Here is a 16,884-nt window from a genome sequence, read left to right on the forward strand (position 1 = left end):
GCGCGAGATGTGCGAGGGACGTCCCTGATGGGAACACGGCTGTTCGGTGGTCCTGCCACACTGACAAAAGCGCTATCGAACAGGGGGGCTCGATGAAGGGACGATTCACATCGTTGTGTGCGGTCGCCGTGGCGCTGACGACGGTGGCCGCGCTGCTGGCCGGATGCGCGTCGGACGAGCGCGAGGAACGAGGCTTTCCAACCGAGGCAGCCGAGCGGATCGACCGCATCGTGCGGCCGCAAATGGACGCGCGGCTGGTCCCCGGGGTACTGGTCGCGGTGCACGACCCGAAACGGGGGTCCTTCGTCAGGGCTTACGGCACAGCGGATCTCGCGACGGGTCGTCCGATGGACGTAGCGGATCATGTCCGGATCGGGAGCATCACCAAGACGTTCACCGCGACCGCGGTGCTGCGCGCGGCCGACGAGGGCAAACTCTCGTTGGACGACGTGCTGGAACGATATGTGCCGGGAGTGCCCAACGGCGGCACCATCACTCTCCGCGACCTGCTCGGCATGCAGGGCGGCGTCTGGGATCTCCGGGACTATCCGGCCTTCGCCGAGCAGTTCGACGCGGGGCCTACGGCATCCGAATGGCACGAGGGCGACCGGTTACGCGCGATCATCGCCCAGCCGGAGCGGGCGAAGCCACCGCGTACCCGCGTGGAGTACTCGAACTCCGAGTTCTACCTGCTGGGTCTGGTGCTCGAGAAGGTCTTCGGGAAGCCGGTGCCCCAAGTCATCGGTGAAGTCGTCGCCGCGCACGGGTTGCGCGCCACGACGTATCCCACCGACGCCACCATGCCCGCGCCTGAGAGTCGCGGGTACTCCTACTTCGACGAAGCGCCCACCGACGTCACCGCGCGGACCACCCCGGCGCTCTTCGGTGCGGCGGGCACGATGGTGTCCACTATCTCCGACCTGGCCGACTACGCCCGCATGCTGGGCCGCGGCGATCTGCTGAAACCGGAGACCTTCCGGGCCAGGACCCAGTTCGCCGGAAACCTGCGCTACGGACTCGGCATGGTGGAGTCCGGCCGCTGGCTCGGCCACAGCGGCGCGGTGCTGGGCTACACCACCCACATGGGCTATCTCCCCGAGCAGGACGTCAGCGTCACCGTCGCGGTCAACGAATTCACTTCTCCACCCCTGCTCGGGGTGACCGCCTCGGTCATCTGGTTCGGCATCGCCCGTCAGCTGTATCCGGGCACGGTGCCCGACGCCCCGGCGAACACCCAGCCCGATCCACCGGTGCCCACGGTCACCGATCTCGACAATCGACTACGACAGACGCTGGACCCGGCGGTTCCCACGGAGCGGAAACCGCTGCGGATCGCGGACGACGACAAGGACCCGGAGTTGATCACCCGGGTCGCTCAGGCCTTCACCTCGATCACCACGACGGTCGGCAAAGTGACCGGCGCGGGCGGTTACCTCCTCGCGACCGTCGTTCTCGCCGGACCGAACGGCCGCCGTCCGACGATCGTGCCGTTCGTCTCGCGCGACGGCTCCTGGCGTATCGACCGGTACTGGGCGTGCGAGAACATCGCCGGGACCGGGCCGCCCTCGCCCGCCTGCGAATGACCGGCTCCGCGCCCTGATCTGCCGATTCGTCGACGGAACGCAACGCCCGGTGGGAAGGTGGATGTACGGCAGGTGTCGGGCGAAGGAGCGAGACACATGGTGGACAAGACCAACGGAGCTGCCGCGGGCGACGGCGGCGTGATGACGGCGGACCGCCCCGAGCAGATTCGCAACGTGGTCCTGGTCGGGCACAGCGGGTCGGGAAAGACCACGCTGGTCGACGCCATGGCGCTCACCGCGCGGGCGGTCAATCGCGCCGGGCGGGTCGAGGACGGCACCTCGCTGTCGGACTACGACGAGATCGAGCATCGCCAGCACCGGTCCGTGCAGCTGTCGGTGGTGCCGGTGGCGTGGGGCGGCATGAAGATCAACCTGATCGATACGCCCGGATACGCGGACTTCGTCGGCGAACTGCGGGCAGGGCTGCGCGCGGCGGATGCGGCGCTGTTCGTCATCTCGGCGGCCGAGGGCGTAGACGGGATCGCCGGAGCGACCAGGGCGCTGTGGGAGGAGTGCGCCGCGGTCGGGATGCCGCGTGCGATCGTGATCACCCATCTGGACACGGCGCGTGACGAGTACGACGTGATGACCGAGGCCTGCCGCACCGTGCTGGGCGGCGGCTCGTCGGAGAGCATCCTGCCGCTGCACCTGCCCGTGTACGGCCCGAAGAATCCGGACGGTCACCGGCCGGTCACCGGCATGGTGGAGCTGCTGCCGCACTGCGTGGGCGACTACTCCTCCGGCGAGGAGGTCCAGGGCGACCCTTCGCCCGATCAGGCGCCCGCGCTGGAGGAGGCGCGCAATCGCCTCATCGAGGGCATCATCGCGGAAAGCGAAGACGAGAGCCTGATGGAGCGCTACCTCGACGGCGAGGAGATCAGCCTGGCCACGCTGGTCGCCGACTTGGAACGCGCGGTCGCGCGGGGCAGCTTCCATCCGGTGCTGTTCGCCGCGCCCGCGCCCGAAGGGGCGAAGCAAGGCCTCGGCACGGTAGAACTCCTCGACCTGATCACCGGCGGCTTTCCGACGCCGGTCGAGCACCCCATCACCGCCGCCAACGGCGCGCAGCCGCATCCGCTGCGCTGCGACCCGGACGGCGAGCTGGCCGCCGAGGTCATCCGCACCGCGTCCGACCCGTACGTCGGGCGAGTCTGCATGGTCCGCGTCTTCTCCGGCACCTTGCACGCCGACGACACGGTGCACGTCAGCGGGCACGGCCTGGAGGATCGCGGCCACGAGAGCCACGAGCTGGACGAGCGGGTCGGCGCGATCTCGGCTCCGTTCGGCAAACAGCAACGCCCGCTACGCCAGGCCATCGCGGGCGACATCGCCTACGTCACCAAACTCGGTCACGCCGAAACCGGCGACACCCTCTCGTCCACCGACAGCCCCTTGCGGATCGAGCCGTGGCCGATGCCCGATCCCCTGCTGCCCATCGCCATCAGCGCGCACAGCAAAGCCGACGAGGACAAACTGTCGCAGAGCCTCGCCCGGCTCGCCGCCGAGGACCCGGCGCTGCGGCTGGAGCACAATGCGCAAACCCACCAGCTGGTGCTGTGGTGCCTCGGCGAAGCGCACCGCGACGTAGCGTTGGAACGATTGCGGACCCGGTTCGGCGTACAGGTGGACGTGACCGATCACCAGGTGGCGTTGCGAGAGACTCTCGCGGGCAAGGCGACCGGGCGCGGCAGGCATGTGAAGCAGTCCGGCGGACACGGCCAGTACGCCGTGTGCGAGATCGAAGTCGAACCGCTACCCGAAGGGTCCGGGATCGAGTTCGTGGACAAGGTGGTCGGCGGAGTGGTCCCGCGCCAGTTCATTCCATCGGTGGAGAAGGGCGTCCGCGCGCAAGCCAACCGCGGATTGACCGCCGGATATCCGCTCGTGGACGTGCGCGTCACCCTGTTCGACGGCAAGGCCCATTCCGTCGACTCCTCCGACGCCGCCTTCCAGACCGCGGGCGCCCTCGCCCTGCGTGAGGCAGCGGCGGCCGCGGGAATCAGAGTGCTGGAGCCTCTCGCCGAGGTCTGGGTGCTGGTCACCGACGAATACGTCGGACCGGTGCTGAGCGACCTGTCCAGCCGCCGCGGTCGCGTCCTCGGCACCGAGCCGCACGGCGCCGGGCGCACCCGGATCCACGCCGAAGTCCCCGAGCTGGAACTCAGCCGCTACGCCATCGACCTGCGCTCGATCTCCCACGGCACCGGCGATTTCACCCGTAGGTACGCGCGCCACGAACCGATGCCGAACCAGGTCGCCGCCTCGGTGCGGGGCGAAAAGGCACGCGCATAGCGACATTCGGCCGACTTCCCAACAGCTGTTGATCTTGGTCTGGCCGGGTACAGTTGGGCTCGTATTCGAGCCTTGGTAGGTGGAGAAATGGAAAAGGACCCCGGGCGCTGCGTCGTGCTGGTGCCGGTACACGACTACATCGAACCCGGTTGCGCAGAGGGCCTGGCGGAACTCGAACGGCGCGGCTACCCGGTCTGGCGCATCTACGGTTGCTCCGCGATCGACCAAGCTCGCAGCCAGATCGCCACCGATGCGTTGGCGCAAGGTTTCGAAGAGTTGATGTGGATCGATGCGGATGTGCGCTTCCACCCGGATGCGGTGGACACGTTGCGGTCCCACGATCTGCCGGTTGTCTGCGGAATCTACGCCAAGAAAATGACACGCGAACTGGTGTGCAGTCTTCTGCCCGGTACCGAGAAGATAATTTTCGGCGACGGCGGCGGCACAGTGGAAATCCGGTATGCGGCCGGCGGGTTCCTGCTCACCCGACGCGACGTCTACGAGAAGATCGTGGAGAAGGAAGAACTGCCCGTCTGCAACCTGCAGTTCGGGCGTGCCAATGTGCCGTACTTTCTGCCGATGATCGTCCCGGACGGCGAGAACCAGTGGTACCTGGGTGAGGACTACGCGTTCTCCGAACGCGCTCGGCGCAGCGGCTTCAGCATCTATGCCGACACCCGGATCCGGCTGGAGCACATCGGCAAGTACGGATTCACTTGGGAGGACGCGGGTAGCGGCAAAAACCGCTACAGCAGTTACGAATTCAGTTTCAGGCAGAGATCCACGGATACCGACGCGGAGAAAACTGCCGAGCAGGCCCGCTAACGGTAATAGTCGAGTTCAGGATGTGCCATCCCGAGGAGTCGGTGACCCGTCGGCGAAGGCGAACTCATCGGGACCGGCTGGATACAACCTTATCGAGGACTCGTCCCGCGGCACCCCGATGCGTTGCGCCGTACCCAGAACGGACGATCCATCGGCGTCACCGAGAACGCGAGCCAGCCCGGGCCGGGAAGCGGACCCGCCAGGCGCAGGGGCCGACCGCAGCCTGCTCGACAGTGCCTGTCGCCATTCCGGCACCCGGTCGTACTGATGCACGATCGGGTACAGCATGCCGGTGGAGGTGCGCACGGAGTCCCCGACCAAGCTCGGCTCGGGCTCCAAGAGGAACGGACGCAAAGTACCGATCTTGCCCGGGTCCGCGAAGGTACCGGCCTGGCAGGCGAACCCGTCCTCGGACGGCACGAACTGCATCGCGGACCGATACGGTTCCATATCGAGCAGCAGGTTGTATCCGCTCTGATCGGCTATCGAGACCCCGGACGACGCCGCGACCAAGGAGATGGCCAAGCACAGATCAGCCATCACACCCGCCTCCCCCGCGAGCACTCCGACATTGCAGACCGGCTTCGACCACAGGCGCTGGACGTGTGCCGGGAAACTTCGTTGCAGATTGTCCCGGTTCCACTTCTCATCGGAGTACCGCAGTCCCTCGCTGACGGCGAGAAAGGGGCGTCGAAGGTGGGTTTCCAGCCACGTGATCGGATCCGACTGGAAGTACACGTCGCGTACATCGGTCACGACGGCGAATCGGAGGGAAGGCGCGAACATACGCAGTACCTGAGCGATGTCTTGGAATCGCCCGTTGTACACGCTGTCCGGAGGCGGCATCCGTACGGCGTACAGCCCCAGCGCTTCCAGGTTCTCGGCGATGGCGTCGCCGCGGTCATCGCGGTCGTACACGATGACCGCCCCCACACCGGCGAAACCGCTCGCGACGAGACTCCTGGCCCACGGCTCGACATCCGGCCACTCGTAACCGGCCGCCGCTCCTATGACGATGTCCTTTTTCGCGGCCATACCTTCCAGTCGCTCAGGTCTGTTGCGGTGGTGGCGGCACGGGCGGCGGCGAGGTGGGCGGCGCCTGGCTCGTGGTCGGCGGCGGTGCCGCAGCCGTAGCACCGAGGTCTGCATTGCCGGTGTCCAAACCGGTCGGGTGGATGTAGCCCGTGGAGACACCGTACTTGTCTTCCAGCGGTGGATGCTTGGGATCGAAAGGAATGAGATTACCGTTATCCAGGACAAAGAATTGATTTTGTTCCCTGACAATCAGTGCGCTGTGTCTCTCCCATTGAAGAATATCGCCCGTATTGAGCGCCTCAAGATTATTCACCACCCGAGGCGGATGTTCCGCCGACAACTCCCCCGCAGTTCCCTTATACGCGGATACGGCATCTATCGCGACATTCTGCCCCTGCTCGGTCAAAGCCTTCGCCACCGGCTGCGATGCATGCACAGTCTTATCGCCGATCTGGACATCCGCCATTGTGCCCGGCGTCGTCACCGGCGGCGGACTGCCCGCATAGGCCGGGGCCGTCACACCGGTAGGCGATGTCTGAGCAGCCTGTTGGGCGTTGGCCGTTTGAGCGGCGCGGCGCTCCTCCCTTGCGTGTTCCCGTTCTCGTTGCCGTTCCTCACGCGAGTCCCGGTCGTCGTTGTACCTATCGTCTCCGGCCTGCTGAGTACGGGGCTGGTTCATTTGCCCCAAAGCATTCATGAGCGCCATCTGGCCCATCATGTCGTTCATGTTGTTACCCGTATTGGCAGCCGGCGTGGTGTAGGCGGCGGGTGTGGCCGTGCCGGTGCCCGTGCCGGTCCCGGTGCCGGTCGGCATCGACGCGTAGACCGGCGAACCGAGATCCGAGCTCGAAGCGGTGCCACCCGTACCGCTGCCCAGGGTGGGCTGAGTGCTGTCGACCGAACCGGTGGGGTCCGTGGTCGACCCGAGCAGGTCGTCGTACGTGGAGCTGAAGTCCTGGCTCGTGCTGACCGGCTGAGTGGTGGTGCCCTGGGACGACGCGGGAGGCGTATACGGAGGGGTGTACGGGGGGGCGGCCGTCTGGCCGGCGCTGGTGTGCTGGGTAGCTGGGCTGTTAGCGGGGCTGGACGCCGAACCCGAGCCAGAGCTCGAACCAGAGCCCGAACCGGACCCGGAACCCGAGCCCGAACCGGACCCGGACCCGGACCCCGAGCCCGACCCGGATCCCGAGCCCGACCCGGAACCGGAGCCGATCGGGAACGGAAGCTGCGCGGCCCTATCCGCGTATGCGATCACCTGATCGGTGCAGAATTTCACCGCATCACGGATCAGACCGTAAAGCGGCGCCTCCTCGGCAACATTTTGTATGCCGTCATCCGTGTAAATTTTCGACCCACCCGGATGATTTCCCGCGACACCGTCGTTGAGCTTGTCCCAGATCTTGTCGTGGGTGTCCTGGATCTTGTTGTACATACTGCGGTAGTACGAGTAATTGGTGCGAGAAAGCTCCTCGGTCGCCTGCTCGAACTTGAGGTCCCCACTCTGCCACTGGTCCGCCAGGCCGTTGAGGTAGAAAACAGCTGAATTGTAGGCGTCTTCGGTGTAGCCCGAACCGTGACCACGATGCTCGAGTTGCTGAATGAAGGAGTCGGCGAGATTGTCGTCGCGCCAGTTGTCGTCCTTGCCTTTTTCGGGGGAAATCAGGAATTTGGGTTTCTCGGGCTTCCCACTGCCCATCTGAGCCATGAGATAGAGCAGCTGAGAATTGGCTACGTCGATGAACGCCTTGAGTTCGGGGGAGACTTTTCCCGGCGGCGTTCTGATTTCCAGTTTGAAATCTGAAATCTTCTTGCCGTCGGTGATGTCGTTCTCGTCGGCGTCCTGCCCCAGGAACTTTCGTTTGGCGACATCGGCAGGAAGCTCATCGAACCAGACGATGTTGCCGTCCGCCGGGCGATTGCCGTCCCAATTGTCGCCGACTTTGTCTTTGACGGCGATCAACTGTCCGTCGTTCGTCAGAACATATTGCCCGACCCCGTCGTCTTCATCATCCCAGTCATCGGTGGCTGCGCCACCTTCGTGTTTTTTGTCGCCGGGCTCCGATACCGCATGGATTTCATTGTCATCCTTGTCGTGGAGCTCGAGCCTGGTCTCGCTGCCGGATCCCTCCTGATCCTCGAATCTGATCTGGTTGGCGTCGCTACCTTTTTCGCCGGATGTATGAATGACATTGCCGGTGGGAACATGTTCGATGACCATCTGGCCATCGCGCATACCCATCCGGTATTGCTTGTTCTGGGAATAGAGCCATTCCCCCTCTTTGATTCTCTGTTCCCGATTGAGGATGCCACCGTCGATGTCACCCATCAGTTCAACCCCCGATCACCCACGTGACACCGAACTGTTCGCGAGCCGGGAACAGCCATTCCACATCCTCCTACCCGGATACCTACGCCTCATACATTCGGGTTGGTCCTGCGCACGTACGCGCCGCCATCGATATCCGAGATCTCGAAGGTGTCCCCGGCCGTCGTCGAGTGGTCACCGGTAGCGTATCGCCCATCACCCAGAGCGGTATAACCGTTGCTACTCTCAGTGACGTACTTCTGGGTGAACACTTTGTACGCATTGGCTGCCTTACCGAAGATCCGCTCGATCTCGCCGGCCGCGAAATCGGGATCTCTATCGGCCCGTTCGTAGGCGGGAGCGCTGGCAGCGCGGTTGGCGTTACCCAGCCTGCGCAGCTCATGCGGATCTTGAGCAAATTCCTTGACCATATCGACGAACTCTCCATTCCCACCGGCTCCCCCCATTCTCGGGCATCCCCATCACTGGGGACTCCAGGGCCGGAGGGTTGAGGCTGGACACCGGCGCAACCGCGAAAGTCCAGTTCCGCCGAGTTCGCGATCAGAGGTCTCGAGCGAACTCCGTCTTCTCCATGAGGTTGTAGTCGGCCTCGGTCGGCAACTCCAACGAGTCCGCGAAATGGGGCAATCCGCCCCGGTACAGCAGCTCGGCGCGTCGGCCCACCCGAGATTTCTGGTGAGCCAGCCGAGCGACGCGCAGGACCTCCTCGGCGAGCCAGCTGTCGGGATGCTCGAGCACTTCATCGCCGAGATGCAGACCGACGATCATGCCGCTGCGGTCGCAGGCCACCCCGACCGAATAGTCCGGGTTGAACACCTCGTAGATCAAATTACGCCAATCGGGCGGGGCTTCCGCTCCCGCGACGTCCGACGTATCCAGCTCTGTCACGGCATCACTCCTGGGTAGCGTCGACCGCACCGGCGAGTCAGGGCTGCGGCCACGGTACCTTCGGCAGGGTCGTTTCCTTGACGGCGATCTTGTGCTGCCGTAGGGCGTCGACAGTACTGTCCCGGATCGCAGCCATAAGGTCGGCGGCGATCTCTTGGCCGCTCGCGGCGCTGGCGACCGTCCCGGGCGCGATGTACAGAGCGGTCAGCCTGCCCATCCCGTCCACTTCCGGAATCACTCGAGAACTGGGCGAAGGGCGCCGGGCGCGGATGCGATCGACCCGTTCCAGCATGTCATCGATGGTGTTCACCACCGCCCGACCGCTTTCCACCGCCGATATCGTTTCCGGGTGCATATCGCGGGGCCAGATGTCCGCCACGATCACACCCCCTCGGACAGGTGACCAGCCGTCTTCTCGCCAACAATGAATGGCTCGGAGACCGCCCGGACAGGCGCGTCCGGCAGCGAAGGCGTCGGACGCGAACTCGGATCGGCGCTCAACTCTCTACGCATGCCACCTCCACCCGCAAAGTTTACTGGCCCATTCTTGCCACTCCGCCAAAGACTTCCCATATCTGGGAATCGGCGTTCGTTCCCGGACGCAGACGAGTCCACCCGTTCGGCAACCAGTGAAGTGGTCGCGGAACAGGTGGACTCGCGGGAACCTACTGCGGACGAACTGCGGACGGAGGACCCTTGGTTAGCGCTCCGCCGCAGGTCAGAAGCCCGGAAGGGCTTACACGTCGAAGTACAGCTCGAACTCGTACGGGTGCGGCCGCAGGTTCACCGGGGCGATCTCGCCCTCGCGCTTGAGGGTGATCCAGGTCTCGATCAGGTCCTCGGTGAAGACGTTGCCTTCGGTGAGGTAGTCGTGGTCCTGCTCGAGGCGGTCGATGACCGACGAGAGGCTGGTGGGGGCCTGCGGGATGTTCTTGGCCTCCTCCGGCGGGAGCTCGTAGAGGTCCTTGTCGACCGGGGCCAGCGGCTCGATCTTCTTCTTGATGCCGTCCAGGCCGGCCATCATCATGGCGGCGAAGGCCAGGTACGGGTTGCCCGAGGAGTCCGGCGCGCGGAACTCGAGGCGCTTGGCCTTCGGGTTGTTGCCGGTGACCGGGATGCGGACCGCGGCGGAGCGGTTGCGCTGCGAGTACACCAGGTTGATCGGGGCCTCGTAGCCGGGGACCAGGCGGTGGTAGGAGTTCACCGTCGGGTTGGTGAACGCCAGCAGCGACGGCGCGTGGTGCAGGATGCCGCCGATGTAGTGGCGGGCCAGGTCGGACAGGCCGCCGTAGCCGGCCTCGTCGTGGAACAGCGGCTTGCCGTCCTTCCACAGCGACTGGTGCACGTGCATGCCCGAGCCGTTGTCACCGAAGAGCGGCTTCGGCATGAAGGTGACGGTCTTGCCTTCCTGCCACGCGGTGTTCTTGACGATGTACTTGAACAGCTGCAGGTCGTCGGCCGCGGCGAGCAGGGTGTTGAACTTGTAGTTGATCTCGGCCTGACCGGCGGTGCCGACCTCGTGGTGGCCGCGCTCCAGCTCGAAGCCGGAGTTCTGCAGGTTGGTCGAGATCTTGTCGCGCAGGTCGACGTAGTGGTCGTACGGCGCGACCGGGAAGTAGCCGCCCTTGTTGCGGACCTTGTAGCCGCGGTTGCGGGTGCCGTCCGGGTTGAACTCCGCGCCGGTGTTCCAGGAACCCGAGACCGACTCGATCTCGTAGAAGGCGCCGTTCATGGCCGAGTCGTAGCGGATCGAGTCGAAGATGTAGAACTCCGCCTCGGGGCCGAAGTACGCGGTGTCGGCGATGCCGGTGGAACGCAGGTACTCCTCCGCCTTGCGCGCGACGTTACGCGGGTCGCGGCTGTAGGCCTCCCGGGTGAACGGGTCGTGCACGAAGAAGTTGAGGTTCAGCGTCTTGGCGGCGCGGAACGGGTCGACACGCGCGGTGGAGAAGTCGGGCAGCAGCAGCATGTCCGACTCGTCGATGGACTGGAACCCACGGACTGAGGAGCCGTCGAACGCTAGCCCTTCTTCGGCGAGGTCGGTGGTGAAGGCCTTCCCGGGGATCGAGAAGTGCTGCTGCACACCGGGCAGGTCGCTGAACCGGATGTCGACGTACTCGATGTCCTCGTCAGCGATGAATTTGATGACCTCGTCGGCCGTGCTGAACGTCACTTGTTCTCCTTACGGATCGGTTCCCAGCCAGTGTCGCTTGCATGGGTTCGTCGCGACCAGACGCTATGGATGCCGTGTTTCCCGGCAGTCAAGGATTTGTTTCGCCGGTGTTACACGTGCGTCCGGCAGCGTGGTACTGACCACCATGACTCGAAATGCATGGTAGTCCTGCCCGCGCCGCGGTGCGCGGGGAGGCTGAACTCCGCTTATGCGGTACCGGGCGCCGGTCCGGGCGCGCCTATTCTGGGGTGCATGGCACGCATCACCGGCTCCTGGCTCTCCGGACCTCCTGCCGACTCCGGTGGCCCGGCAACCACCGAGTTCCCCGGGGCGCAACTCGGCCTGCCGAAGGCCGGAGCGGGCTCGCTGGCCGGTATGGGCCGCCGCATCGCCGCCCTTTTCGTGGACTGGCTGATCGCCCTCGGCATCGCGGCGCTGATCACGCGCAGCGGTTCGGCGTCGAGCTTGACGCTGCTGATCTGGTTCGTCATCGGTGTCGGCGCCGTCACGCTCTTCGGGTTCACGCCGGGGCAGTATTTCCTGCGGCTGCGCACGGTGCGCATCGACGCGGCTGCGCCGGTCGGCTTCGTCCGGGCGCTGGCCAGGCAGGTACTGCTGGTGTTCGTGGTGCCCGCGCTGTTCACCGACGCCGACGGGCGCGGCATGCACGACCGCGCGACCGGAACGGCGCTGGTGCGTTCACGCTGATCTTCCGACCCGCGCGGTGACGACCGGAAAGGCCCGCACCCCGGGCGGGGCGGCGGGCCTTTCGAGCGAGCAGGTCAGCGGCGGCGGATGGTGCGCTGCACGCCGCGCATCTTGGCGCCCGCGGGCATCGGCCCCTTCGGCAGGGCGGGCCCGCTGCGCGCACTGAGGGCGGCCAGCCTGCCTTCGATGAGGTCCATCCGCTTGGTGTCGATGTTGCGCGGCAGCTTGGTGAGGTAACGCTGCAGGTCCTTGAGCGGAATCTGACCTTCGTCGTTGCCGATGACGACGTCGTAGATCGGGGTGTCGCCGATCAGCCGAGCCGTGCGCTTCTTCTCCTGGGCGAGCAGCGACTTGACCCGTTGCGGTGAGCCCTCGGCGACCAGCACCACGCCGGGCAGGCCGATCACCCGGTGCACCGCGTCCAACTGCGTGGTGGCGGCGATGCCGTTGCTCACCCGCCATTTGCCCTGGAGGTTGTCCAGCACCCAGGCCGCGGCGCCCGCCTGCCCCTCGGCCTTGCGGTAGACGCTCTTCTGCACCCGCCTGCCGAAGATGATGAACGCCACCAGCGCGCCGAGCACCACGCCAAGCGGGATCAGGAACCAGGTCAGCCCGAAGATCAGGCCGATGACGGCGAAGACGGCGGTGATGCCGACCAGGGCGCCGATCATCAGCGGCAGCAGCAGCTTGTCTTCCTTGCGCTGCATCTGGAACGCCTGCCACAACTGCTTGCGGCGTTCTCTCGACTGCTGCTTGCGGGCCGCCTTCGCCGCGGCCTTCGCTTCTTTGGTGGGCTTACCTGCTGCCATGACTCTCAGGATAGTGCCCAGGTAGTCGCGGCTTCGCCGTGGGACAGCGGCCCGACCGGGCGCTACCCGCGGCGCGCGATCGATCCGAGCACGGTGAGATCCAGGTCACCCGAGGCCTCGGTCCAGCCCATCGCGCGCAACTCGACCGGCGCCGCCACACCCAGGGCGTCGCGCAGGCCGACGGCGACCGAGCGCGCGAACTCGAGCAAGCTGCTCGGCGCGATGGGCCAGAAGAGGATCCTTGTCCAGTTGTCCGCGTCGTGCCGATCCGCGGGCTCGTGCCAGCCCAGTGCGCGCAACTCCTGTGCGGCGGTCTCCGGGATCGGGTTGCTCAGGTAATTGTTCCCAGCCAGCTCGGCGGACAATTTGATGTCGTATTGGACAAATTGGACATAGCGATTTCCGGGGGCGGCGATGATCAGGGTTGCCCGCGAGGGCAGCTCCGAGAGGCAGTGCGCCAGCGATTGCACGAACCGTTCCCAGTCCGCTGTCGCCGGCTCGCTCATTCTTCCCCCGGGTATTCGCACTGGCCTGATCATACGCCGACCCGGCCGGGACACCAGACGAAACTCGTTGCGACGTTGCGTAGTTCATTCGGGCTATAGCCGTTTGCCATATCCCGTATCGGCTCTCGGCCGAGCACCAGCCGGACCTGCGGCGTCTCCACCGGCGACACCGAGTCGGGCCGGTGCGGCGCGCACGGATCAGGCAGCGGAAACCCCGGAGCGCAATTGAGGTTTTCGTTTCCGCCCCGGCGTTTTCCGCCGACGCAGGAATGGGTCCGGCGGAATGCTTTCGATGGGAGACCGTAGCGTTCGGGTTCGCGCTTGGAATCGCGCTATGGATTTCGTCTCGGCCGCATGGAGTCCGGCGTGGGACGAGTAGGAGCGGTATCGGGTGGGAACCCAGTACCTGTTCACCTCGACCACGGGCCGAGTCGTCGCATGCCCGGGTTCCGGAAAACGCATAGGCGCCCCTGCTGGTGCGAGCGTTCCGTCGCCTTCGATCTGCCGGTGCGGCCCGCCTGGACGGACATCTGGTGATCGGCGGTACGCATCTTTCAGCCGAGTGCACCGCGCTGTTCAGCTGACGGTCACCGGGCGGTGTTAGCTTCCCCGACGTGTGTGCGCGGTTGGTGGTGAGCGTCCATGACGTCGCACCGGCGAGTGCGGCGGAGACGGAGCGCTGGTGCGCCGATGCCGATCGGTTCGGAATTCCTGTGTCGTTGTTGGTGATACCGGGGCCGTGGCGGGGCAGGCGGTTGGCCGACGAACCCGATTACGCGGCGTGCTTGCGGGAGCGCAGGCAGGCCGGTGACGACGTCTTGGTGCACGGGTGGTCGCACCGGGCGGGGCCCGAGGGTGATCGGCCGCGCCGCGCGGTAGCGCATGCGGTGGCGCGCGGCGCGGCCGAGTTCGCCGCCATCGATGTCGGCACGGCCACCGTGAAACTGCGCGCCGCCACCGAAGTGATGATCGAAGCCGGTCTGCCGACTACCGGTTTCACGCCGCCGGGCTGGCTCGCCTCGCCCGGTGCGAAACAGGCGTTGCGCGCGGCGGGGTTCACGTACACCACCTCCCACTTCGGCGCCGAGCAATTGCGCACCGGACGCCGGTTCCACGGGTTCGCGCTCTCGCACCGGCCGGGCGGTGGCTGGTCCGAGCGGTTCGGCGCGGCGCTGCTGGAGACGGCGGCGCGCCGCACGGCCGAACGCGGCGGGCTGGTCCGGCTGGCGCTGCATCCCGACGATCTGAGCAGACCGGGCCTGCGCGACACCACGTTGCGCGCCATCGACGCGGTGCTGCGCACCGGCGCGCACGCGATCACCTATCGCCAGCTGGTCGGATCGGCGGTCGACTAGTGCGGATCGTGCAGATCGCCAACTTCTACACTCCCGCCTCCGGCGGTTTGCGCACGTGCCTCGACGAAATCGGACGCGGCTATTCGGCGGCGGGGCACGACCGGGTCCTCGTCGTGCCCGGTCCGCGCGACGCCGACGAGCACACCGCGTCCGGGCATCGGATCACCGTGCGCAGCCCCAAGTTCGGCGATGCCGGCTATCACGTGCTCACCGCCCGGCGCACCCGTGCCGTGCTCGATCGGCTGGCCCCGGACGTGCTCGAGTGCAGCGACAAACTCAGCGTCCGCTGGCTGGCGCCGTGGGCGCGCGGGGCGGGCGTTCCGCTGGTGTTGTTCTCCCACGAACGTATCGACGCCATCCTGCGCTCGCGGGTGCCGCGCGGCTTCCCGCTCACCGCCGCGGCCGACCTGGCCAACCGGCGGCTTTGGGTGCGCGCCGAGAAGGTCGTGGTCACTTCGCGTTTCGCCACCGCCGAGTTCGACCGGGTCGGCGCGCGCAACGTGCGCAGGATCCCGCTCGGCGTCGACCTCACGACCTTTCGCCCGTCGACCGAGAACCGGCGCGACGACCGCTCCGACGATCCGGTGCGGCTGGTCCTGGTGAGCAGGTTGTCCCGGGAGAAACGAGCCGAATGCGCCATCCAGGCGGTCCGTGTCCTGGTCGAATCCGGTGTGCGCTGCGTGCTGTCGGTCATCGGGGACGGCCCGCTGCGTTCTCGCCTGGAGCAGCTGGCGGCAGGGCTTCCGGTCCTCTTCCACGGCCATCTCACCGACCGGACCGCGATGGCCGCCCTGGTCGCCGCGGCCGATGTCGCCGTGTTTCCCTCCCCTGCCGAGACTTTCGGCCTCGCCGTGCTGGAGGCGCTCGCCTGCGGGACTCCGGTCGTCGTTCCCGCGGCGGGCGCGGCTCGCGAACTCGTCGGCGACCCCGGCTCCGGCCTCATCTGCGACGGGACTCCGCGCGGCCTCGCCGACGGCGTGCGTGAACTGCTCGCCCTGCCCGCGGCCCAGCGTCGTCGCTCGGCCCGTGCCGCGGCGGAACGCTTTCCGTGGTCGGCGACGGTGCAGAGCATGCTCGCGCTCTACGCCGACTACGAGACTCCGGCCCGCTCGGCCTGAGGAACAACCCCGGCGTTGGCACGATCGCGTTGATCCAACCGCTGAAGTCGCCCACCCGGGGCGTCGACCTGCGTGCCGCCGATTCCGCGCAGGACTCCCGGCGTCGACGAGCCGGGCAAAGGCACGTGCGCTGGCCTCGATGGGGCAAGTGCGGGTCACCGCGCCTCGGCGTGCGAATGCCGCTCACGGCGAATGATTCGCCGGTTCCAACCGCGCAGGATGCCCAGCGACCGGTATCGCGCCGGATGCTCGCATCGGCCCGGTGGTTCGCCCCGCTCGTGCCCGTCGGATCCCCTTCCTCCGGTCAGCGCGCCCCCGCATTGCGCCGGAGTTCACCCGGCCTTCGCCCGTACCGCCGGGCGGGGCGCTTCCGCCGACATCTCCCGCTCGTCGTGCAGCGTCGGCGAATTCGCCAGCAGTGCGACACCGACGATCACCGCGGTGGCCGCGCAGGCAAGCAGCGTCGGGCGCGGGTGGATCGTCGCCGTGAACAGCGTGAGACCGGCCAGGTAGCTCAGCACCGGGTCGGTGATCGTCATCGCGGTCAGCGCCGTGGGCAGTGACCCGCGTGCGTACGCCTCCTGGGTCAGGATGCCGCCGAGGACGGTGGACACCGGAATGCCCAGCAGTGCCCAGCTCGGGTCCGGCAGCGTCCTCGTCGCCACCACGACGAGGACCGCCGTAGTGGCGAAACAGCAGCCCGCCGCCACCGCCACCAGCGCGGACCGCACCTGGGTGGAGCGGACCGTCCGGGACAGACCGAACAACACGACGACCGTGCCGAACACCCCCGCGCACGCCCCCGGGAGCAGCTGCGTGCGCACCGCCGAATGCTCGGGAATCCCCGGCCCGACGAGCAGCATCAGCCCCGCGCACACCGCCGACGTCCCCGCCCAGTCTCTGGCGAGCAGCGCGCGACCACGCCGCAATGCCGCGAACGGCAGCGCGAACAACAACTGCACGACCAGCAGCGCCTGCACCACCGCGATGGCGCCGAAGCGCAGCGCGACGGCGTGCACGACGAATCCGGCCACGTTCGCGCCCTGTCCGGCCAGCCAGCGGCGGTCGGTGATCAGACGACGAGCGATCGCGGCGATCACCAGGAATCGTCCCTGCCCGGACGCGGTGGCCGCCTGCCTGGCAGCGCCTTGTTGCAGGAACGCCGACACCGCGAACAGGAACGCGGCCGACAACGCCAAACCGACCGTCCCTACCGAGTCGACGGACCCGAAACCGCGCTCCGGCATGGCCTCGATGCTGACCGGT

15 protein-coding genes are annotated in these 16,884 nt (G+C 66.8%); 6 read left to right on the top strand and 9 right to left on the bottom strand.

Features of this window, described 5'->3' with window-relative positions:
* Nucleotides 1-92 precede the first annotated feature (92 nt).
* From ACL03I_RS14615 to ACL03I_RS14625, 3 genes are all read left to right on the top strand, one after another.
* Nucleotides 93-1,583, top strand: coding sequence for a serine hydrolase domain-containing protein (locus ACL03I_RS14615; RefSeq protein ID WP_412806204.1), 1,491 nt, complete (start codon nt 93-95; stop codon nt 1,581-1,583).
* A gap of 96 nt (nt 1,584-1,679) precedes the next feature.
* On the top strand, nt 1,680-3,875 hold the full coding sequence (locus ACL03I_RS14620) for an elongation factor G-like protein EF-G2 (RefSeq protein ID WP_356965107.1): 2,196 nt from the start codon (nt 1,680-1,682) through the stop codon (nt 3,873-3,875).
* An 87-nt stretch (nt 3,876-3,962) separates the two neighbouring features.
* On the top strand, nt 3,963-4,700 hold the full coding sequence (locus ACL03I_RS14625; protein ID WP_412806205.1) for a hypothetical protein: 738 nt from the start codon (nt 3,963-3,965) through the stop codon (nt 4,698-4,700).
* 15 nt (nt 4,701-4,715) lie between these two features.
* On the opposite strand, the gene ACL03I_RS14630 is transcribed toward ACL03I_RS14625, so the two are convergent.
* The 6 genes from ACL03I_RS14630 to glnA form a co-directional block, all read right to left on the bottom strand.
* A complete protein-coding gene (locus tag ACL03I_RS14630; protein ID WP_355072845.1) occupies nt 4,716-5,735 on the bottom strand; it encodes a hypothetical protein in 1,020 nt (339 codons plus the stop codon).
* Between the two features lie 13 nt (nt 5,736-5,748).
* Nucleotides 5,749-8,061: a hypothetical protein gene (locus tag ACL03I_RS14635; protein WP_412806206.1), complete on the bottom strand. Its 2,313-nt coding sequence runs from the start codon at nt 8,059-8,061 to the stop codon at nt 5,749-5,751.
* A gap of 89 nt (nt 8,062-8,150) precedes the next feature.
* Nucleotides 8,151-8,471 carry a hypothetical protein gene (locus ACL03I_RS14640; RefSeq protein WP_039796979.1) on the bottom strand — a complete coding sequence of 107 codons (321 nt, stop codon included), beginning with the start codon at nt 8,469-8,471 and terminating at the stop codon, nt 8,151-8,153.
* A gap of 130 nt (nt 8,472-8,601) precedes the next feature.
* Entirely contained in the window at nt 8,602-8,949 is a 348-nt protein-coding gene (locus ACL03I_RS14645; protein WP_039796978.1) for a hypothetical protein, read from the bottom strand.
* 37 nt (nt 8,950-8,986) lie between these two features.
* Nucleotides 8,987-9,334 carry a hypothetical protein gene (locus ACL03I_RS14650; protein ID WP_412806207.1) on the bottom strand — a complete coding sequence of 116 codons (348 nt, stop codon included), beginning with the start codon at nt 9,332-9,334 and terminating at the stop codon, nt 8,987-8,989.
* A 351-nt stretch (nt 9,335-9,685) separates the two neighbouring features.
* Nucleotides 9,686-11,122 carry a type I glutamate--ammonia ligase gene (gene glnA / locus ACL03I_RS14655; RefSeq protein ID WP_355072839.1) on the bottom strand — a complete coding sequence of 479 codons (1,437 nt, stop codon included), beginning with the start codon at nt 11,120-11,122 and terminating at the stop codon, nt 9,686-9,688.
* A 252-nt stretch (nt 11,123-11,374) separates the two neighbouring features.
* Here glnA and ACL03I_RS14660 point away from each other — a divergent pair, with 252 nt between their 5' ends.
* Nucleotides 11,375-11,830, top strand: a complete 456-nt coding sequence (locus ACL03I_RS14660) for an RDD family protein (protein WP_364427805.1) — start codon at nt 11,375-11,377, stop codon at nt 11,828-11,830.
* A gap of 74 nt (nt 11,831-11,904) precedes the next feature.
* Here the strand turns inward: ACL03I_RS14660 and ACL03I_RS14665 are convergent, their stop codons facing one another.
* Complete coding sequence (locus ACL03I_RS14665) at nt 11,905-12,639, bottom strand: DUF4191 domain-containing protein (RefSeq protein WP_355072836.1); 735 nt, start codon at nt 12,637-12,639, stop codon at nt 11,905-11,907.
* Nucleotides 12,640-12,701: 62 nt separating this feature from the next.
* Nucleotides 12,702-13,145 carry a TY-Chap domain-containing protein gene (locus ACL03I_RS14670; RefSeq protein WP_355072834.1) on the bottom strand — a complete coding sequence of 148 codons (444 nt, stop codon included), beginning with the start codon at nt 13,143-13,145 and terminating at the stop codon, nt 12,702-12,704.
* Between the two features lie 632 nt (nt 13,146-13,777).
* Here ACL03I_RS14670 and ACL03I_RS14675 point away from each other — a divergent pair.
* Nucleotides 13,778-14,500 (top strand): DUF2334 domain-containing protein, encoded by a 723-nt coding sequence (locus tag ACL03I_RS14675; protein ID WP_412806295.1) that lies wholly within the window; start codon nt 13,778-13,780, stop codon nt 14,498-14,500.
* A gap of 8 nt (nt 14,501-14,508) precedes the next feature.
* Nucleotides 14,509-15,618 (top strand): glycosyltransferase, encoded by a 1,110-nt coding sequence (locus ACL03I_RS14680; RefSeq protein ID WP_355072831.1) that lies wholly within the window; start codon nt 14,509-14,511, stop codon nt 15,616-15,618.
* Nucleotides 15,619-15,950: 332 nt separating this feature from the next.
* Here ACL03I_RS14680 and ACL03I_RS14685 read toward each other — a convergent pair whose 3' ends face one another.
* Nucleotides 15,951-16,865 carry a DMT family transporter gene (locus ACL03I_RS14685; protein WP_412806208.1) on the bottom strand — a complete coding sequence of 305 codons (915 nt, stop codon included), beginning with the start codon at nt 16,863-16,865 and terminating at the stop codon, nt 15,951-15,953.
* Between the last annotated feature and the right edge of the window lie 19 nt (nt 16,866-16,884).

The organism is Nocardia sichangensis (assembly GCF_047200615.1).
GTDB lineage: Bacteria > Actinomycetota > Actinomycetes > Mycobacteriales > Mycobacteriaceae > Nocardia > Nocardia sichangensis.